We start from the raw sequence: 17793 nt of genomic DNA on the forward strand, positions 1-17793 counted from the left end.
CTCAACTTTCTTTCATTTTTTCAACAATCCGTAACTTCGCGGAGCGTGACCGGCGATTGTCATCGAGTTCGTCGTCTCCTGCTGTAATCGGTTTTCGTGTAACCAAACGCAATTCCGGTTCAAACTCTTTCGGAATCATCGGTAATCCTGGTGGAAGTTCTGGAAGTGATGATTTTTCCTTGAACGCTTGTTTGCACATGCGATCTTCAAGCGAATGGAATGTAATGACACATAACCGACCGCCGATGGCTAATAGATCAATCGCTTGATAAACCGCGCGGTCAAATACATTCAATTCATCATTCACGGCAATCCGAATCGCTTGGAACGTCCGTTTTGCAGGATGTCCGCCTTTTCGTCTCGCCGGAGCTGGAATGGCGTCCTTAATCAGTTCGACAAGTTCAAACGTCGTTTCGATCGGCCCGAGTTCACGTGCTTTTTCAATCTTGCGGGCAATCTGTTTGGAGAACTTTTCTTCCCCGTATGTAAACAAGATTCGGACAAGATCGTTGTACGGCCACTCATTGACGACTTCGTAGGCGGATAATGAAGAGGATTGATCCATCCGCATATCCAGACGCGCATCAAAGTTGTAGCTGAATCCACGTTCTCCTTCATCCAACTGAGGGGAAGACACGCCTAAATCAAACAAAATCCCATCCACTTTTCTCACACCGCGTGCTTCTAATTCTTCTTGCAGATGTACGAAATTACTTTTTATTAATGTAAAGCGACCTTCATACGCCGCGAGACGTTCTGCTGCATGTGCCAGTGCGACATCATCTTGATCAAACGCATACAGATGTCCTGTCGTCAGCTGTTTGACGATTTCTTCACTGTGTCCTGCTCCACCCAACGTGCAATCTACATACACGCCGTCAGGCTTGATGTTTAGTCCTTTAATGGACTCCCATTTTAATACTGTTTCATGCTCAAACATGTGCTGCCTCACCTTTCACTGTCCAACTGGACGTTACTCTTTTTCAATGTATCATATTCTTTCTTAAAAACGTTACGAAAATGAGACAGTTTCCTTGATTTTTTGAACTTTTGTGTATCTTTCGTTAAAAAAACAAAAAAACCTGCCTCATCAGCAGGTTTAGACCAATATTTTTAATTGTTCCGCTTCCGTTTGCTCATACTCGATACGGAGCGCTTGAAGCAAATCCAAACCGTAACGGTTCAGCCACGGCAAGACCGAATGAATCCGCTCTTGTGGTGCGTGATCCGGTGCTAGTTGATACTGAAGGGCACGATCGGAACGATTCGCCTGTTCGTGCAGACGCCGCTCTTGCTCAACGATGGTTTCGAAGGCCTGTTGCAGCTGTTTTGTTAACTTCGTCGTGATGACCGATGTTTTTAACCGCTTCTGTTCAACCTGCTTGATTTCCTCCACCAAGACCTCACTGAGCAAGGAAGAGGCATGCAGGTGTTGTTTGACTTCACCGGCGTCAAACGGAGTAAGTGGTATGCCGTCACGCAAGGCTTGATCGATTGTGAGCTGATGTCTGCGCAACCGCTTCTCGTCTCGAGCTTGTAACAAGATAGCGCCCATTCGCGGAATCAACAACGGCATCGTCCAATCGAAATGATGAAACAGCGGACGGAGTCGCGTCCAGTACGCAATCTCACCAGGACCGCCGATGTACGCAAGCGTCGGGAATAAATAGTCCTGCATCAACGGACGTGTGACGACACTGTTTGAAAAACGCTCCGGACTCGCATAAAGCAACGCCAACAGTTCAAGTTCGGTATAGGTCTTTCCTTGTTTCGTCACAAAATCCTGACCCGGATACAACAACTCACGTCCGATGTCTTCAACAAACAGATGCGCTGCTTCTTCGTTCAAGAAGGTATCCGGTAAATCCGACGTTTGCGCGATCCCTTTCGACAAGGCTTGCCGGATTTCCGGGTTATCTTGAATCAACCGTTCAAAAAACGGGATTTCGATTTGCCGGACGGCTTTCGCATCGGCATCAAAAAAGATGATGTCATGATTCACCAATTCACCTAAGAAGGCGGCAAAGAAACCACCGTACGTCGTGTTCGTTTCAATCAATCGATCCGTTAAAGCCAACAGCTCTTTTGTATAGGGTGTCTCACCTTCTGTACATAACGCCTGACGGACAACTTCCTTGACCGCATGTTGGTCAAACGGAATTCGACTGACTGAACGCTGGATGGAATCCGGAGGCGAAACGGTCAGCTTCCGTGTTCGAAAGTCATGTGTCGGAACGATGAGATGATTGATTTCATCAAAATCATGGTCTTCGGTTGCAAGCCAGAAAACGGGCAGGACCGGAATGTCGAGCAGTTCCTCCGTTTCGCGTGCAACCTTTAGACAGGTTAACAGCTTATAAACAGCATACAGTGGACCGCCGAGAATGCCGGTCTGTTGACCGGTAATCACGACCTGCGCCTCTCCGGTGCGCAGACGTTCGAGTTGTCCTCTCAGCCTCTCACTCAACTGAGGGTTTTGTCGATTCAGCTCGTCCACCAGCAAACTGAGATGCGGGTATTCCCGGTGCTTGAGGTGTTGGCTACGCGCGAACATCCCTTCTTCTCCAAGATGATCCACGTATTTCGAAAATTCCGGTTGTGATGCTCGATGCATCAATGAATCTTCTGCATACAGAGCATGAAATGGTTGTACCTTCAAACAAAATCCCTTCTTTCTGACAAGATCAATGAATGAACAGTTGACGGATTCCAATCCCAAACAGCATCAGCTGGACAGGCAGGGCAATCAAAATCGTGATGCGCCAACTGTGTCGAATCATCTGTAAGTAATCAACATCCACTTGTTGGATCCGTTGCCATAAGGCATTCACTGCAAAGATGAGGAGAATGGCAATCAATAGCCATCCTAAGTAGTTTTGACCGGTCAAAGCAATCAGTGCGACATGAATCCCATAGAGGACGACAAATGTGCCGACATCCAGTGCAAGTCGAAGTGCTTTTTGGTGTGTTCGAAACACCATAAAAAAAATCATATAGAAAACAACCAAACTAAAGATTGGGAAGATTATAAACAATGTCACATGGAATCCCCTCTTTTTTCCTGAGATGTAATCTGTTCAAAATAAAACGTCAATAAGGGCGTCGGTGTCACGGCTCGTTCCAGAACATATCCGACAATCGGATCAATCTCTGTCCTTCTCCCCTGTTCGATATCCTGCAACATCGATGACCGGTTCAGTCCGGTACGCTGCATGACCTGTTCAATTTCCGCATACGATATGTCGTGTTGCGGAAAAACATGGCGCAACTCTTCAAATAAAGCATGCGCTTTAGACGCGTACGGTTCCTCGAGTAATTGTCCGTTTGTGATCCGGTGGTAGGCCGTGAGTGGATTGATGACAGCGTTCATGAACAATTTCGTCAACATGACCGACTGGATGTCCTCTACATGTTCAAAATGCAGGGGACTATCCTCGAGCATCGGCAAAAACGCCTGTCCATATCGAATGCGTCCAACTCCGGTATGCCGGACTTCATATTTCCCGGTTCTCATGGCACCGTGCTCCACGATGCCGAACAAAGCATGCGGCACCTGTTCGACTTGCGTCACGTGCCCCATCCCGTTCTGTAAAAACAGGACCGGTGCCGTCTCGGTCATTAAATATGGAATCACACTTTTTATATCATACGACTTTGTCGTCACGAATACCAAGTCTTGCGACTCGAATTGATCGAGTGGTCGAACCTCCACCGGTTGGCTGGCTGTTCCGTTCCTGATGATGCGGACATCCCAATCTTCCGTCTGCCGCGTATAAACGGTTACCTCATGCTGTTCTGATAAGTAGGAAGCGATTAATAACCCGATGGATCCCGCTCCGATGATTCCGATTGTACTCATGCGCCCACGCTCCTTTTGTCATCAAAAAAAGCGACCTGCCAAACCGATTGCTCGATTCTTGGGTCGCTTTTATACCGATCATTCAGCTTACTTGCTGACGATTTCTTTACCTTTGTACGAGCCACATGCTTTACAAACGCGGTGTGAAAGTTTCATTTCACCACAGTTTGGGCACTCGACCATACCTGGTACACGGAGTTTGAAATGAGTACGGCGAAGACGTTTGCGTGTTTTCGACGTTCTGCGGAATGGTACTGCCATCGTTGTCCACCTCCTTGAAAAAATACACTCGCCTTTATGAAAAGATTAGGAATCCTGATCCTTTTTAAAGAACTGAGCGAGACCCGCAAGTCGCGGATCAATTTTTGGTTCAGCTTCTTCTGGCGCTTCTTCTGAAAGAACCGTCCAGCCTTCCCCTTGAACCAACTGATTTTCTTCATCATCCCCATGCACTTGCACTGGCACATGAAGTAAAATCAATTCTTGCACGAGCGGTTGAAGATCAACCGTATTCCCGTTCGGTAAATTGATGTCGTCCGAATCAATCGGAACAGCATCAACTTCGAGCAGGAATGACTCGATCGATTCAATCTCGAACGGGTACGCGACGTCATTCAGCGTCCGGGCATCCGGAAGCGTCATTTCGCCTGTAATCCGGAGATTGAATATTAATTGATTCGATGTAAACGATGCATTTGCACGAACGTGCACAGGTTGCACCGCCCGGATATCCGGATGGAGGGCGATGAGCTCAGGAAGCTCAATCGTCTCGTTAACCTGAAGTTGACCCAGATTGCGCAATTTATTCAATTGCATCAGGGACCATTTCATCCGAATCACCTCAATTGCAACAATATGAATTATAGAGAGGACATCTTGTTTTGTCAATGTTTTTTCTTTACACTGAAATCGCTAGAGAACGAACACTTTTGGACGTCTTCATCCATATTACCGCACTTAATTCGGTTTGCAAAGGAGAAAGTTTCATGAGAATGACAGCAATTATTTCTGAGTACAATCCGTTTCACAATGGACACCTTTATCAAGCGAAAATCGCCCGGCAGGAAACCGGTGCTGATTTGATCGTCGCCATCATGAGCGGAACGTTCATGCAACGCGGGGAGCCCGCCTTCACTGACAAGTGGTCCCGGGCTCAAGCGGCAGTCGCAAGCGGCGAGATCGACCTTGTTCTGGAACTTCCTTTCTACTTTGCCGTCCAACGTGCTGACCGCTTTGCACGCGGCGGGGTGACGATCGCCGAGACAATTGGGGCACAGACGTTGTCTTTCGGTAGCGAGTGCGGTGACATCGCTCCCTTTATCCAAGCGGCTACTGAAAATCATGAAACAACTCCACGGTACCAAGCGTTGGTCCAACAAGGACTGGCCAACGGATTGTCTTCCGCAACGGCCGCGAGTCAGGCTTTTGCGGCCATGACGACGACGCTTGATTTGACGACGCCGAACAATACGCTTGGTTATTATTACGCCCGGGCAGCGTCAAGCATCACGCTTCATACAACAAAACGCATTGGCAGTGGCTATCATGATCTGTCAGTCGGAGACATCATGAGTGCAACGGCGATTCGCGCTTATTACATGAAGCACCAGTCGTTGATCGGTTTACCGGACGCAACTGCTGACGTGCTCCAGAATGGCGCCTTCGCCTCTTTTGATGCCTACTATCCTTTCCTCCGCCATCGTCTTCTGACAACCAGTCTCGTTGATTTGATGCAATTCAACGGCATCGATGCTTCACTCGCCCCGCGTCTGATCGAAGGTGCCCGGCAGGCCGCTACTTTTGAAGAGTGCCTTGCTTACGTCAAAACACGGCGATATACCCGGACGAGCCTGCAACGTGCCCTGATCTACTTGCTGACGTCGACGACAACTCGTGAAATGGAAGATCTGGCGTTTGATCAAGTGGAGTATGTTCGTCCCCTTGCATTTAACGATCGGGGGCGTGCCGCTTTACGCGACATCAAAACACGTATTCCGGTCGTCTCAACGTTTTCGAAACATCCTTGGCTCATCAAAGAGAGCCAAGTCACAGCAGCGTACGCTGTGCCCTTGGCTCGTTACAGTGATTTGGAAGAACACCGCCGCTTTGCTTATTTTTCCGGTAAGGCTTCCAAATAATCAATCGCTTCTTCCACCGTTTTAATCGGGACGAGTTTCATTTTCGTCTCGATTTTTTTAATGGACGGTTTAGCCTCTTGATAGTTGGCGCCGGCTGGAACGAACATGATTTCCGCGTCGGCTTCATCCGCCGCCACGACTTTCTGCCACGCACCGCCGATTGGTCCAACTTTTCCACCTTCTTCAATCGTTCCGGTTCCGGCGATTTTATACCCTTTCGCCAAATCCCCGTCTGTCAATTGATCGTAAATTTCAAGCGTGAACATCATGCCGGCGGATGGTCCACCGACATCTTCAACATTAAAATCGATGTCCGGATTCGTTTGGACAGCCGACATCGGGAGTGGTTCATAAATCCCGAGTCCGACCCGTTCCGACTCTTTTGTCAACCGGTTGACCGCAACTGTCATCTTTTGCTCCTTCTTGTTTCGCAGCAACGTCAAATCGACTTGTGTCCCGGCTTTTTTGGCACTGATGGTCTTCATGAAGTCATTTAACGACGTGATGGACTTCCCGTCCACCGAAACCAGTTGATCCCCGGCTTTTAATTTTCCTTCCGCCGGTCCTCCCGGAATGACACCTGATACGTAAATCCCTTTAAAATCGACGGCTACTTTTTCTCCGGCTAATTCATACCCTTCGATTGTCGCATTATGCTGGGCTTCTTCCATGTAGAGTTTCTGACGCTTCTCGTACTGGTTGTCCGACTCACCATCGTAGAGGTAGTCGCTGACACTTGAGCGTTCAGCAAACGGCAGGAACAGGCTCTCAACGAGGAAATAAGGAGTCGCCCGACGCTGGGCGATCGTCAACATCATCAAATCACCCGGTTCTTTTGTTGCGCCCTCGACATCGATTAATTGTTCGGTCGACGTCGCATCTCCCGGATACGAAATAAAATAAGGTAGCGGGACGAAAAAAGCGATCATGGCAGCGAGGATCGCCGCTAAAGCCGGTTTCCATGCCTTCATTTCAATTCCCCTTTGCTGTATTTATGACGTAACGCTTCCTCGACGACCGGCGGAACAAGTCCTGCCACCGATGCCCCGTATTTCGCGGCTTCCTTGACAATCGATGAACTCAAAAAAGAATACTGATTGTTCGTCATCATGAACAACGTCTCAATCTGATCATTCATTTTTTTATTGATCGAAGCAACCTGCATTTCGTACTCAAAATCGGATACGGCCCGTAACCCCCGCACGATGGCGTTGGCTCCGACTTCAGCAGCATAATCCACGAGCAGCCCGTCAAAGGAATCAACCTTGATGTGCGGCAGGTGTTCCGTCACTTCAGAGATCAGCTCCATCCGTTCCTTGACCGAAAACAACGGTTGCTTTGAGGAGTTGTTGAGGACGGCGACGATGATTTCGTCAAAAATTGGTGCGGCACGTTCAATGATATCGAGATGCCCGTTCGTAATCGGATCAAAACTACCGGGACAGATGGCAATTCGTTTCATGCGTTTTCCTCCAGCTCTGTAAATTCATATAATGTAATGGAAATGACCGTCGAGTAGCGGAGCCGTTTGATGACGCTCAAACGACCAATTTGGTCCGGCAGTTCCGTCTCCGAACCATGTTCGCAGATGATGACCCCGTTATCCGTCAGCATGTCATGTTGCTCTATGTAGGCGACTTGGTCCGCCAATTGTTCTTTGGCATACGGCGGATCAAGAAAAATCAGCTTGAACGGCTCTTCTGACGCCAATTCCGCCAAAGCGACCGTGACATCCTTTTTCAAGACACGGCTGCGGTCCGTCAGGCGGGTCGTCGCAAGATTCTCCTTGATGGTCTGAATCGCCTTGAACTGTTGATCGACGAAAACCGCTTCCTCACATCCCCGTGATAACGCTTCAATCCCGAGTCCGCCGCTACCGGCAAATAAATCGAGTGCTTTTCCCCCATTGAAATAAGGACCGATGACATTAAATAAGGATTCCTTGACCTTATCCGTCGTTGGTCTTGTCTGATCTCCTGGTACAGCTTTGATTCGCATGCCTTTTCGTTCCCCTGATATGACTCGCATCCTGTTCCTTCCTTTCAAAAAGGAGCGACGAGGATGTCCTCATCGCTCCACCAGTTAAACTTCTTCTTGCATCTTACCTTTTTTATTGGCGTATGTCTCGATGATGAACGGTCGCTCCGAACGCAACACGCTCTCGACGAACGGCAAGGCCGTAATCCGTTCGATTACTTGTTCATGTTGATCAAGATCAACATATAAGAACACGTACCGTTCACGTTTTGAAGTAAAATAGACATTCCCGAAACGGCGTAACTGACGCGACGCCTTCAACGCATTGACATAGACGATAAGTCCAATCCGATCCTTGATCACAACACCGTTCCTCCCTTTTTCAGCGATTAGCCGCTACAGCTGCAACTTCCACCTGTCGAACATCCGCCCGCACACCCTTGATCGAAGAATGGATTGCCTGTCGGGACTTTGATTTGGGGCGAGACTTGCCCGGCGAGGACGAGGCTCACTTGTCCGAGTAAGGTTTCGAGTTGCTTCTCTGCTTTTTTGAACACGGCGACCTCTTCTTGCAGATCAAGCGCGCGTTTGATTTCGTGCACCTTTTTCGTGATCGTTTGGTAGTCCGGATGATACCGGCCAAACCGTTGGACCAATTCATATTCTTCTTTGATCCGGTTAAAGTCACGAATCACATCCTGCGCCTGCCTTGAATTCGCACGCGCTTGTTTCGCTAATCTATATGCTTGACCTGTTTCGCTTTGCGAGAGAGAGTGTGCAAGGTCTTCCGCTGCGTTGATGAGGTCTATCGTTTTATCTGAATATATCACAACGAATCTCCTCCTTGACTTAACCATCATATCATAACATTTATCTCGCTCCTAGCACGCTGAATTGTGTATAATTTGTTCAGAAGGAAGGAATGAATTGTATGCAATTTTTATCATTTAACATGTTCCGCACGATCGGGATTAAAACCGAACATGCGAAGTCCGATTATCACTTTGATTCACTCGGCAAAATCGCCCAAGCTGACGTGATTTTGTTCCCGGAATATTGGCAGATCCATTCCATCATCTACGGGATGAAGAAACCAATCTTCCCTTCTGCGGCCACGTTCCATCTTGGGCACGATAAGATTGAAATGACCCGTATCTTCCAGACTGTCATTCCCGAGAATATCCCGCGAACCGGCATCTATGGAAAAAACGAATTTACGGTCACACGGGTACTGGAGGAGTTTTCGTTCCCCTTCGTCGCGAAGACGGTCCGCAGTTCGATGGGACAAGGTGTCCATCTGATTAAGGATCAAGCCGATTGGGACAAGTATGTCGCGTCGCATGAGACGTTTTACATTCAAGAATACATCCCGAATGAGAAGGATCTCCGCGTCGTCGTCATCGGTGATAAGGTTCTTGCTGCTTACTGGCGTGTCGGAGGCGCCCAATTTTTGAACAATGTGGCCCAAGGCGGTGTCCTTGATTTCGAGAACATTCCACAGGAGGCACTTGATTTTGTTTTGGCATTGGCAAAACGACTCGACATCGATCACGCCGGATTTGACCTGATCTTCCGGGACAATCACATCTATGTCCTCGAATTTAATGTGTTTTTTGGTGGAGAAGGTTTAAATCATCTCGGAATTCATGCGCCTGATACGATTCTCGAATATGTCGAACGGAAATACGGAAGTTCATGAATTCTTCAAATTGACTTCACAACTTTTTCTTTATCCGTTCATTCATTATGGTATGATAGCTTGGAAAGACTAGTGCACACTAGCAAACTGGGGTATAGGGGGATTCACACATGAAGTTTGAAAAGTTCGGAATCGAAGGCAAGGAAATTAAGTTCGGGTTACTCGAAACAATCATGGATCATCATCGTTTTGTTCGGGAAGGACAATGGGATTATGAACGTGCCATGTATGACATGAAATACGAAAAACAATCTACGGGAGAAGTTTTTTATCTCCGCGTTCCGGTTTACGCGATTCAAGGTGAACTCGAAGATCGTCACGCTGTCGTTCGGATGCTGACGCCTCTTCTCGGAAAACATTATTACCCGCACGGTGTCGAGTATGATGAGGAGTTCCCTCCGGAAATCGTCAAAGACTGCGAACGTCGTTTGACGGCATTACTCGAAACACTCGAAAAATAAGTTACCTTGCCAAAGTCCGCCTCCCAGTGGACTTTGGTTTTTTTATAGACTTGGATACAAAAAAGCGACGAGGGGAACGGATACTATATCCGTCCCCCTCGTCCCTCTTCATTTCGCAATCAACTGGAGATAATCCAAAACATCTTCACCGAGCTGTAAGTTTACCTGTTCCCGTAAATGATGGTACAACGCAGGAAGCTGTGCCGGTGCGACGCTGACCTTCATGCTGAATGAGATGGTATCTTGCGACAATCGTTTGATCCGGATAACGGATCCTCCAAAATCCACGACCGTACATAATAACAACTCTTCAATCGCTTGAACCGCTACCGTTACCTCACCTTGTACGTCATAGTGTTCAACCATCGTATTCACTCCTTCGCAAGTTGTTTGACCGATGTCATAACTTCCTCTAAGTCGACCGGTTCATCCGGAGTCTTCGCCATCGATGAAATCGCCCGGACTTTGTTGTCTCGATCAAGAATGAACATTTGTGTTCCGTGCGTCACTAAGCCACTTTCCGCTTTAGAATAATAAAAATTCAATTGACGGGTCAGACGGTCAATGACGACGCCATCTCCTGTCAACACCTTCCACCCTTCCGCATTGGCTTCAAAGTTGGACGCATATTTTTTCAAGACTTTTGGTGTGTCGACTTTCGGGTCAACCGTCACAGCGACAAGTTCGACATCCGAGCCGTACAACTCTTCCGCCCGTAACTGTTTCTCTAACTTCCGGTAGTCATTTAATGTCAAGGGACAGATGTCCGGACAGTTGGAGTAGAAGAAGGTCAAGACCTTCACCTTTCCGTCTTCGGAATCAAACTGTTTCCCGTCCACCGCATTCGTCAATTCAAATGGAGTCGGCTCTGCGATGACAGGTAATTTTTCTTTCATGAAAAAGTAATAGTAGCCACCGGCTGCCGCAATGAGAATCAAGACAGCTGCTGCAACCGTCAAATAACTGTTTTTCTTCAAGTCATGACCTCCTTAGTGGTTCCAGATTGCCCGAAACACGTTTGTCGTCTCTCCCGGCTCATACACCACATAGAGGAGGCAGTAGACGATGACTCCTGTAATCGCGGTCAAAAACCAGATGACAGAAGCTTTGGGACCGATTTTACGATGACGCGTAAAGTTTTTCTTGTACGCATAAAAGAGAGCCATCAATCCAAGCACGCCACCCGATGTCGCTAAAATGATGTGGAAGATTAAAAATCCTGTGTAATACGGTTTAATCGTGTCCGGTCCGCCAAAGGCGGTGTTACCTAACAAGATTGTCCGTAACGCATACATGATGAAAAATAACAGTGCTAAAGCAGCAGCAATCGTCATGACGAATTGGTGTGCTTTCATGTTCCGACGCGTCTGAGCAATCAAGAACCATCCAATCGCTACGAAAATCGCGCTGATGACGATCAACGTGACACAAATCAACGGCAAATAACTCATGTTCCAACTTCCCCCAATTTAATCCGCTTTTGGCGAGAAGGACATACCTTCATCGACAGCAGTACTTTTAGAACGTCTCACCCATGTGAAGAACGTAAGTCCAAAGAACAATCCGTATACCAGCTCTTGACCAAGCTTCATCAATACGCCACCAAAACGTTGGTCTTCCAGCAGGTCTTTTGTTGTTCCGAACAAACGCTCCATATCAAGTCCACTTACATCATTGTTTGGCATACAGTACGCAAGAACTTTTGCGAACGTCGCCGGATCTTGATAGGCTTCATATTGAAAACTTTGACTAAAGATCATGAAGGCACAGGCTGGTGTCAACAAGACGCCATTGGCGACGATGTAGACCATCTTCTTCAAATCCGATAAACTGTCTTCCTCGTTCACCGGTGCGATGATCGGATACCACATCGTCATGCTGAGGAAAATCAATGCCCCGTGGAAAATCCGGTGCACCGTGTAATTCGTCAGGACATAATCAAAAATGAAAGGCATATGATAAAACGTAAACAGTGAATTAAACACGACCAATGCAATCAATGGCAAGATAAAGAACCGTAATACTCGTCCAAGATAAGGGACTTCAAACAAACGTTTGAATACCCATCCAGGAATCGCCAGCATCAACAGTGGCGGTGCCACCATATAGACGAATACCATCTGCAACATATGCGCTGAGAACGTAAGATGCGCCATTACATCGAGCGGACTACCAAAACCAATGTAATATACTACCAAAGCAGCCAACATCGAAAATTTCTGACCAAGCGTTGTCTCCGCCTCATCCGGTCGACGAATTTTTTCCGTCACGACTGCATAAAAAATATAGATTCCAATCAACAGTAAAGCATAATATGGACTCCACAAAACCGTCCAGTCAAATTGTGATAAAGATCCCCTTAAGTTGCCTAACACATTTCTCACCCCGTTCCTTTTTCCTACAGATTAAGATTACCGTTCCCCTATTTCATTGTAAAGGTTTCTCATAAAACGATTCTAAAATAAAAGACCATCCTGCTAAACGTTAGCAGAATGGTCACAATTTATTACCAGATTAAAAGACGCAGTGTCGCGACAATCGTCAAGGCGACGAAGATCCCAAGTGCCATCATGACTTTAATCCATGTGTTCCCTTTATTGTTCATGTGCATGAACATATAAAGTTGAAGATAGACTTGCACGATCGCCATGATGATCAAGAACCCACCGGCTGCCCAGTGAGGCATGAGTTCTGCCATGACCGCACCAAAGGCGATCAACGTCAGGAAGATCATCAAGGCAAAGCTTGTGAGTTGAAGTTGCATCTCGCGGCTGCGGTCTGCTTTCATCTCGAGCTCCATTTGATTACGTGTCAGTTGCGGTTCGTGTTTTTCCATCTTATTTCACCATCCCCATGAGGTAGACGACTGAGAAGATAAAGACCCAGACGACGTCAATGAAGTGCCAGTAAAGACTTGAAACATAGTACTTCGGTGCGTTCACGACTGTGATACCGCGGTTCCAGTTACGGACGAGTAATGTCGTGATCCAGAGAAGACCAAACAAGACGTGTGCACCGTGGAATCCGACAAGTGTGTAGAATGCTGATCCAAAGGCACTTGACGTAAACGTATGACCGATGTGGTAGTAATGATTAAACTCATAAATCTCACCCGCTAAGAACGCTAATCCAAGAACAAGTGTGATGATCAACCACATTTTCATCTTCTTCACATCGTTGCGTTTCATCGCCATCATCGCAAGAACACTTGTCAGTGAACTTGTGAGAAGCAGCATTGTCATGATGAAGACAAGACCCATTTCAAAAATATCGTAACTGCGTAATCCTTCTTTCGCACCCGAGTTATGCAACCCGATGTACGTCCCGAACAGCGAGGCAAACAATGTTGTCTCTCCACCAAGGAAGAACCAGAAAGCTACATATTTATTCTTACCCTCAAGTGTTGCTTTTTCAACATGATCCGGAATACCCGTGATCGGGTTATTTGGAACTGAATGATGTCCCATCTTACTTCGCCTCCTTTTCAGCTTCAAGGCGTAGATCTTCTTCGATGACGGATTTTGGAATGTAGTATCCTTCATCGTCAATCCATGAACGGAGGAACATCGCAACGAGTGTCGTAGCGAGACCGATCAACGCAACGACGAGACCGACTGTTCCGTAGTCCAGGCGAAGAATAAATCCGAGACCTGCGAGGAATAGACCGACTGACATGACGAACGGCAGAATCGTGTTGTTCGGCATGTGGATATCGCCAACTTCTTCCGAAACGGAAACGGTTTTGTTTCCTGCCATTTTTTCGAGCCAGTATGTGTCAAGTCCTTTGACAAGTGGTGTTTGTGCAAAGTTATATTCTGGTGTTGGGACAGGAAGCGTCCACTCGAGTGTCCGTCCATCTCCCCAAACGTCACGTTTGACGTATTCTTTTGACATCAATGCCGCTGCAATCGAAACAACCAATACGATTGTCGAGACACCCATGAAGCCTGCCCCGATTGACGACAGCAAGTTCATTGTTTCCCAGCCTTGGTTTGGCAAGTACGTGAAGACACGACGTGGCATTCCTGTCAGACCGAGAATGTGTTGCGGGAAGAACGTCAAGTGGAAGCCGATGAAGAACAACCAGAATTGAATTTTACCCCAGAATTCGTTCAACTGTTTTCCGAACATGAGCGGGAACCAGTAGTAAAGACCGGCGAAGAGACCAAAGACAACCCCACCGACGATAACGTAGTGGAAGTGGGCAACTACGAAATAACTGTCATGGTACTGATAATCGGCTGGTGCAACAGAAAGCATGACACCCGTCATACCACCAACGAGGAACGATGGAATGAAGGCAACCGAATACAACATCGCAACAGGGAACGTCAGTTTACCGCCCCACAGCGTAAAGAGCCAGTTGAATATCTTAACCCCGGTCGGAACGGCAATCGCCATTGTGGCAACCGCGAAGATTGCGTTCGCAACTGGCCCGAGACCGACTGTGAACATGTGGTGAACCCAAACCATGAATCCTAAGAAACCGATCAACATTGTCGCAAAGACCATCGTCGTATAACCGAAGAGACGTTTACGGGCAAAAGTAGGAATGATTTCTGAGAAGATACCGAAGGCCGGTAAAATCAAGATATAAACTTCCGGGTGACCGAAAATCCAGAAAAGGTGTTCCCAGATGACGATGTTACCACCCGCTGCCGGATCAAAGAAATGAGCTCCGAACAACCGTTCAAACGTCAAGAGGAATAATCCGACCGTAAGTGGTGGGAAGGCGAAAACGATCAAGGCAGAAGCAACGAATGCTGTCCAAGTGAACAACGGCATCCGCATCAGTTTCATACCTGGTGCACGCATGTTTAAAATCGTAACGAGGAAGTTGATCCCCCCCATTAATGTACCAAAACCAGAAATCTGTAATCCAAGTGCGTAGAAGTCAACACCAAGTGATTCTGGAACTGTTGAAAGTGGTGCATACGCAGTCCATCCTGCGTTTGGTGCTGCGCCGAAGAACCATGATAGGTTCAAGAGCACTCCCCCGAAGAAGAACAACCAAAAACCAAGTGCATTCAAAAACGGGAAGGCAACGTCGCGCGCCCCGATTTGTAATGGTACAGCTGCGTTCATGTACCCGATCAACATCGGCATCGCTGCCAGGAAGATCATCGTCGTACCGTGCATCGTGATCAACTGGTTAAATAACTCACCGCTGACGAAATCGTTCATCGGTTTAATCAGCTGAAAACGAATCATTAAGGCTTCTACGCCACCGACCAGAAGGAAAAACAATCCGGACATGATGTAGAGAACCCCGATTTTTTTATGGTCGACTGTCGTTAGCCAGTCCATGATGCCGCTTTTTTTCTTCGGCATACCCATAGTATGTGTCCCCACTATGATTCCCCCTTAAATATTATTGGAGCTTCTTGTCCAATAGATAGTCTGCCAATTCGCTTAACTCGTCATCGCTGATCTGATCCTCAGAGAAACCAGGCATTTTCGTTCCTTGTTTTTCTTTTTGTGGATCGCGAATCCATTTTTCGAGATTTTCTTTGTCATGATCAAGGTATCCTGCGATACGCTCACGATCACCAAAGTTTGTTAAGCTCGGCGCGACTTTCCCGCCGCCGTGACAACTGAGACAGTTTTGTGCGTAGACTTGCTCGCCTGTTGTCCAGTTCTTTTCGTTTTTCGCATCAAGCTGTTTTGTTTCTGCTTCTTTTGCTGTTTTCATGTCTTTAAGCCATGCATCGTACTCATCCTGCTCAAGTGCGATGACTTTAAAGTCCATCAATGCGTGTGATGGTCCACATAACTCCGCACATTTACCGTAGTATGTACCGGCTTCTTGTGCTTGTAACCACATTTCATTCTCAAGACCTGGGTTTGTATCTGTTTTACCTGAAAGTGCAGGTACCCAGAATGAGTGAATGACGTCTTTTGATGTCAGGTTGACAGCAACTCGTTTGCCGACTGGGATGACAAGTTCTTGTCCTGTCGAAACGCCTTTATCCGGATATTCAAATTCCCACCAGTAAAGGTTTGCCGTAACGTTGATGACTTCATTTTTCTTCGCTTCTTTTGCATCTGCTAATTCGACTGTCGTTTTGATCGTCGGTACAGCAAGGACGACTAACAAGAGGATTGGAATGACCGTCCAGATGATCTCGAGCGTATGATTCCCTTCAACTTGTTTTGGAACTGTGTTGTCTCCAGCTTTACGACGGAATTTCATAAGTACGTAAATATAGATGACTGCTACAATCGCAAGGACAAACAACATGACCCATAAGCTGAGCTTAATGATCTCAAGTTGCATTTGTGCGCCTTCCCCGCGAGGCTGTAGTGCGGACAATTCCGGGATTCCACAACCTGATAACAACAATGCCATCAAACCGATCGGAAGAAGCCGGAAGAGCATTTTTCCTGATTTTTTCACAACCATCCCCACTTTCTTTTCCCCAATTTTTTTCTTTCTTGCTGATGTTCGTGAATATGTCAAATCGTTTTAGAGAGAAACGAGTACGACCGTCACGATCCAAGCCGTGAAGTAGAAGAGCGAGAAGAAAAACATCTTCGAAGCCCACTTAATCTCAGCTTGTTCTTCCTTGATTTTGAGACCTTTCAATCCCATGTAGAGCCAGTATCCGCCAAGCACTGCCATGACAAGCATATAAATGATGCCGTAGTGCGCAAGGAGGAGTGATGATGGAACTAAAACTGCGATCCACCATACAATTTGTCGTTTCGTGATTGCAAAACCATTGACGACAGGTAACATTGGAATACCGGCAGCCCGGTACTCTTCCGTCCGTCTCATGGCGAGCGCAAGGAAGTGAGGCGGTTGCCATACGAACATGATGAGAAATAAAATCCATGCATCGATATGAAGTGTCGGAGTGACTGCCGCAAATCCAATGATCGGTGGCACTGCTCCAGATATACCACCTACGACCGTATTGATCGTATGCGTCCGCTTCAGCCACATCGTGTAGATGACGACGTAGACAAACGATCCAATCAATCCGAAAACTGCTGCGACATGGTTAACGATTAACAAAAGGATGGTACCGGTAGCCAGTATACCAAGTCCTAATGCCAATATCCGTTGCCCGTCCATCTTACCGGTCACACTCGGTCTCCCCATCGTCCGTTCCATCTTATAATCAATGTCACGGTCGATGTAGTTATTGAGGTAACAACTACCGGCAATGACCAGTCCACTTCCAAGAAGTGTCCACAATAACGTCAACTTCGTCTGCCACAAATAGAGTAGAACATCATCCGTTAAGTACGATGCTGCCACGACATAACCTGCGAAGACGGTGATGAGATTCGCACGGACGATTCCCATCTTTGCTAGGGTGACATAGTCCTTGAACGTCGGTTGATCCGATTGCTCGATCATGATGTCCAGGGTCTCCCCATTTACTTTCGCCATGTTGTTTCCTCCTTCTAACCGCCTGTGTTCTCTCTGTACGCATGGTACACGCATTTTCTTCACAGAAATAACACAGACACGCCACGAAACGTCCTTTTCTCTATAAAAGATACCACATATTCAAGGTCGTGACGTATGAAAATACTTTCGACATAATGAACAAAATGTGAAATCTATGTGATTTACCTCACAGTTCACCATATTTACCTAATATTAGAATAGCGTTCTTCTAAAAGATTGCAAGCGTTTCGATATTTTTT

23 protein-coding genes are annotated in these 17793 nt (G+C 47.0%); 3 read left to right on the forward strand and 20 right to left on the reverse strand.

All coding sequences use genetic code 11. The features are described from left to right. Window position 1 precedes the first annotated feature (1 nt). The 6 genes from rsmH to D3D03_RS06965 all read right to left on the reverse strand — a co-directional run bounded on the left by rsmH (window position 2) and on the right by D3D03_RS06965 (window position 4690). Entirely contained in the window at window positions 2–940 is a 939-nt protein-coding gene (gene rsmH, locus D3D03_RS06940) for a 16S rRNA (cytosine(1402)-N(4))-methyltransferase RsmH (protein WP_026832552.1), read from the reverse strand. A gap of 159 nt (window positions 941–1099) precedes the next feature. Beyond that, window positions 1100–2614 carry a bacillithiol biosynthesis cysteine-adding enzyme BshC gene (gene bshC, locus D3D03_RS06945; RefSeq protein WP_233550665.1) on the reverse strand — a complete coding sequence of 505 codons (1515 nt, stop codon included), beginning with the start codon at window positions 2612–2614 and terminating at the stop codon, window positions 1100–1102. Between the two features lie 70 nt (window positions 2615–2684). After that, window positions 2685–3041, reverse strand: a complete 357-nt coding sequence (locus D3D03_RS06950; protein WP_026832550.1) for a DUF3397 family protein — start codon at window positions 3039–3041, stop codon at window positions 2685–2687. Beyond that, window positions 3038–3859, reverse strand: coding sequence for a 2-dehydropantoate 2-reductase (locus D3D03_RS06955; RefSeq protein WP_119923216.1), 822 nt, complete (start codon window positions 3857–3859; stop codon window positions 3038–3040). The genes D3D03_RS06950 and D3D03_RS06955 overlap by 4 nt, the downstream gene beginning before the upstream one ends. An 87-nt stretch (window positions 3860–3946) precedes the next feature. Next, entirely contained in the window at window positions 3947–4120 is a 174-nt protein-coding gene (gene rpmF, locus D3D03_RS06960) for a 50S ribosomal protein L32 (RefSeq protein WP_012370841.1), read from the reverse strand. A 45-nt stretch (window positions 4121–4165) separates the two neighbouring features. Continuing rightward, window positions 4166–4690: a YceD family protein gene (locus D3D03_RS06965; protein ID WP_119923217.1), complete on the reverse strand. Its 525-nt coding sequence runs from the start codon at window positions 4688–4690 to the stop codon at window positions 4166–4168. 155 nt (window positions 4691–4845) lie between these two features. Here D3D03_RS06965 and D3D03_RS06970 point away from each other — a divergent pair, with 155 nt between their 5' ends. After that, window positions 4846–5997 (forward strand): tRNA(Met) cytidine acetate ligase, encoded by a 1152-nt coding sequence (locus tag D3D03_RS06970; protein WP_119923218.1) that lies wholly within the window; start codon window positions 4846–4848, stop codon window positions 5995–5997. On the opposite strand, the gene D3D03_RS06975 is transcribed toward D3D03_RS06970, so the two are convergent. The 5 genes from D3D03_RS06975 to D3D03_RS06995 are packed head-to-tail and all read right to left on the reverse strand — an operon-like array spanning window position 5970 to window position 8804. After that, window positions 5970–6968: a SepM family pheromone-processing serine protease gene (locus tag D3D03_RS06975; protein WP_119923219.1), complete on the reverse strand. Its 999-nt coding sequence runs from the start codon at window positions 6966–6968 to the stop codon at window positions 5970–5972. The genes D3D03_RS06970 and D3D03_RS06975 overlap by 28 nt on opposite strands. Next, the gene (gene coaD / locus D3D03_RS06980) at window positions 6965–7459 is read right to left on the reverse strand and encodes a pantetheine-phosphate adenylyltransferase (RefSeq protein WP_026832545.1); all 495 of its coding nucleotides are present in this window, start codon (window positions 7457–7459) and stop codon (window positions 6965–6967) included. Before coaD ends, D3D03_RS06975 begins: the two co-directional genes overlap by 4 nt. Then, window positions 7456–8043 carry a 16S rRNA (guanine(966)-N(2))-methyltransferase RsmD gene (gene rsmD, locus D3D03_RS06985; protein ID WP_255415515.1) on the reverse strand — a complete coding sequence of 196 codons (588 nt, stop codon included), beginning with the start codon at window positions 8041–8043 and terminating at the stop codon, window positions 7456–7458. The genes coaD and rsmD overlap by 4 nt, the downstream gene beginning before the upstream one ends. A 36-nt stretch (window positions 8044–8079) precedes the next feature. Next, entirely contained in the window at window positions 8080–8337 is a 258-nt protein-coding gene (locus tag D3D03_RS06990) for a YlbG family protein (RefSeq protein WP_026832543.1), read from the reverse strand. 26 nt (window positions 8338–8363) lie between these two features. Continuing rightward, window positions 8364–8804, reverse strand: coding sequence for a YlbF/YmcA family competence regulator (locus D3D03_RS06995; RefSeq protein WP_026832542.1), 441 nt, complete (start codon window positions 8802–8804; stop codon window positions 8364–8366). 101 nt (window positions 8805–8905) lie between these two features. Here D3D03_RS06995 and D3D03_RS07000 point away from each other — a divergent pair, with 101 nt between their 5' ends. Then, window positions 8906–9673 (forward strand): ATP-grasp domain-containing protein, encoded by a 768-nt coding sequence (locus tag D3D03_RS07000; protein WP_233550667.1) that lies wholly within the window; start codon window positions 8906–8908, stop codon window positions 9671–9673. Between the two features lie 110 nt (window positions 9674–9783). Beyond that, complete coding sequence (locus tag D3D03_RS07005) at window positions 9784–10134, forward strand: YugN family protein (RefSeq protein WP_026832540.1); 351 nt, start codon at window positions 9784–9786, stop codon at window positions 10132–10134. A gap of 108 nt (window positions 10135–10242) precedes the next feature. On the opposite strand, the gene D3D03_RS07010 is transcribed toward D3D03_RS07005, so the two are convergent. The 9 genes from D3D03_RS07010 to cyoE form a co-directional block, all read right to left on the reverse strand. Beyond that, the gene (locus D3D03_RS07010) at window positions 10243–10500 is read right to left on the reverse strand and encodes a hypothetical protein (protein ID WP_119923221.1); all 258 of its coding nucleotides are present in this window, start codon (window positions 10498–10500) and stop codon (window positions 10243–10245) included. A gap of 5 nt (window positions 10501–10505) precedes the next feature. After that, window positions 10506–11111: an SCO family protein gene (locus D3D03_RS07015; RefSeq protein WP_026832538.1), complete on the reverse strand. Its 606-nt coding sequence runs from the start codon at window positions 11109–11111 to the stop codon at window positions 10506–10508. Between the two features lie 12 nt (window positions 11112–11123). After that, entirely contained in the window at window positions 11124–11585 is a 462-nt protein-coding gene (locus tag D3D03_RS07020; protein WP_119923222.1) for a DUF420 domain-containing protein, read from the reverse strand. A gap of 18 nt (window positions 11586–11603) precedes the next feature. Then, window positions 11604–12518, reverse strand: coding sequence for a cytochrome c oxidase assembly factor CtaG (gene ctaG, locus D3D03_RS07025; RefSeq protein ID WP_119923223.1), 915 nt, complete (start codon window positions 12516–12518; stop codon window positions 11604–11606). A gap of 122 nt (window positions 12519–12640) precedes the next feature. After that, on the reverse strand, window positions 12641–12970 hold the full coding sequence (locus D3D03_RS07030) for a cytochrome C oxidase subunit IV family protein (RefSeq protein ID WP_026832535.1): 330 nt from the start codon (window positions 12968–12970) through the stop codon (window positions 12641–12643). A gap of 1 nt (window position 12971) precedes the next feature. Beyond that, the gene (locus tag D3D03_RS07035; RefSeq protein ID WP_035387592.1) at window positions 12972–13601 is read right to left on the reverse strand and encodes a cytochrome (ubi)quinol oxidase subunit III; all 630 of its coding nucleotides are present in this window, start codon (window positions 13599–13601) and stop codon (window positions 12972–12974) included. 1 nt (window position 13602) lies between these two features. Beyond that, window positions 13603–15471 carry a cytochrome c oxidase subunit I gene (gene ctaD / locus D3D03_RS07040; protein WP_026832533.1) on the reverse strand — a complete coding sequence of 623 codons (1869 nt, stop codon included), beginning with the start codon at window positions 15469–15471 and terminating at the stop codon, window positions 13603–13605. 34 nt (window positions 15472–15505) lie between these two features. After that, complete coding sequence (gene coxB, locus D3D03_RS07045; RefSeq protein WP_119923381.1) at window positions 15506–16537, reverse strand: cytochrome c oxidase subunit II; 1032 nt, start codon at window positions 16535–16537, stop codon at window positions 15506–15508. 63 nt (window positions 16538–16600) lie between these two features. Next, the gene (gene cyoE, locus D3D03_RS07050; RefSeq protein ID WP_026832531.1) at window positions 16601–17533 is read right to left on the reverse strand and encodes a heme o synthase; all 933 of its coding nucleotides are present in this window, start codon (window positions 17531–17533) and stop codon (window positions 16601–16603) included. Window positions 17534–17793 lie beyond the last annotated feature (260 nt).

The sequence above is a fragment of the Exiguobacterium sp. RIT452 genome (assembly GCF_003598705.1).
Classification (GTDB): domain Bacteria; phylum Bacillota; class Bacilli; order Exiguobacteriales; family Exiguobacteriaceae; genus Exiguobacterium_A; species Exiguobacterium_A undae.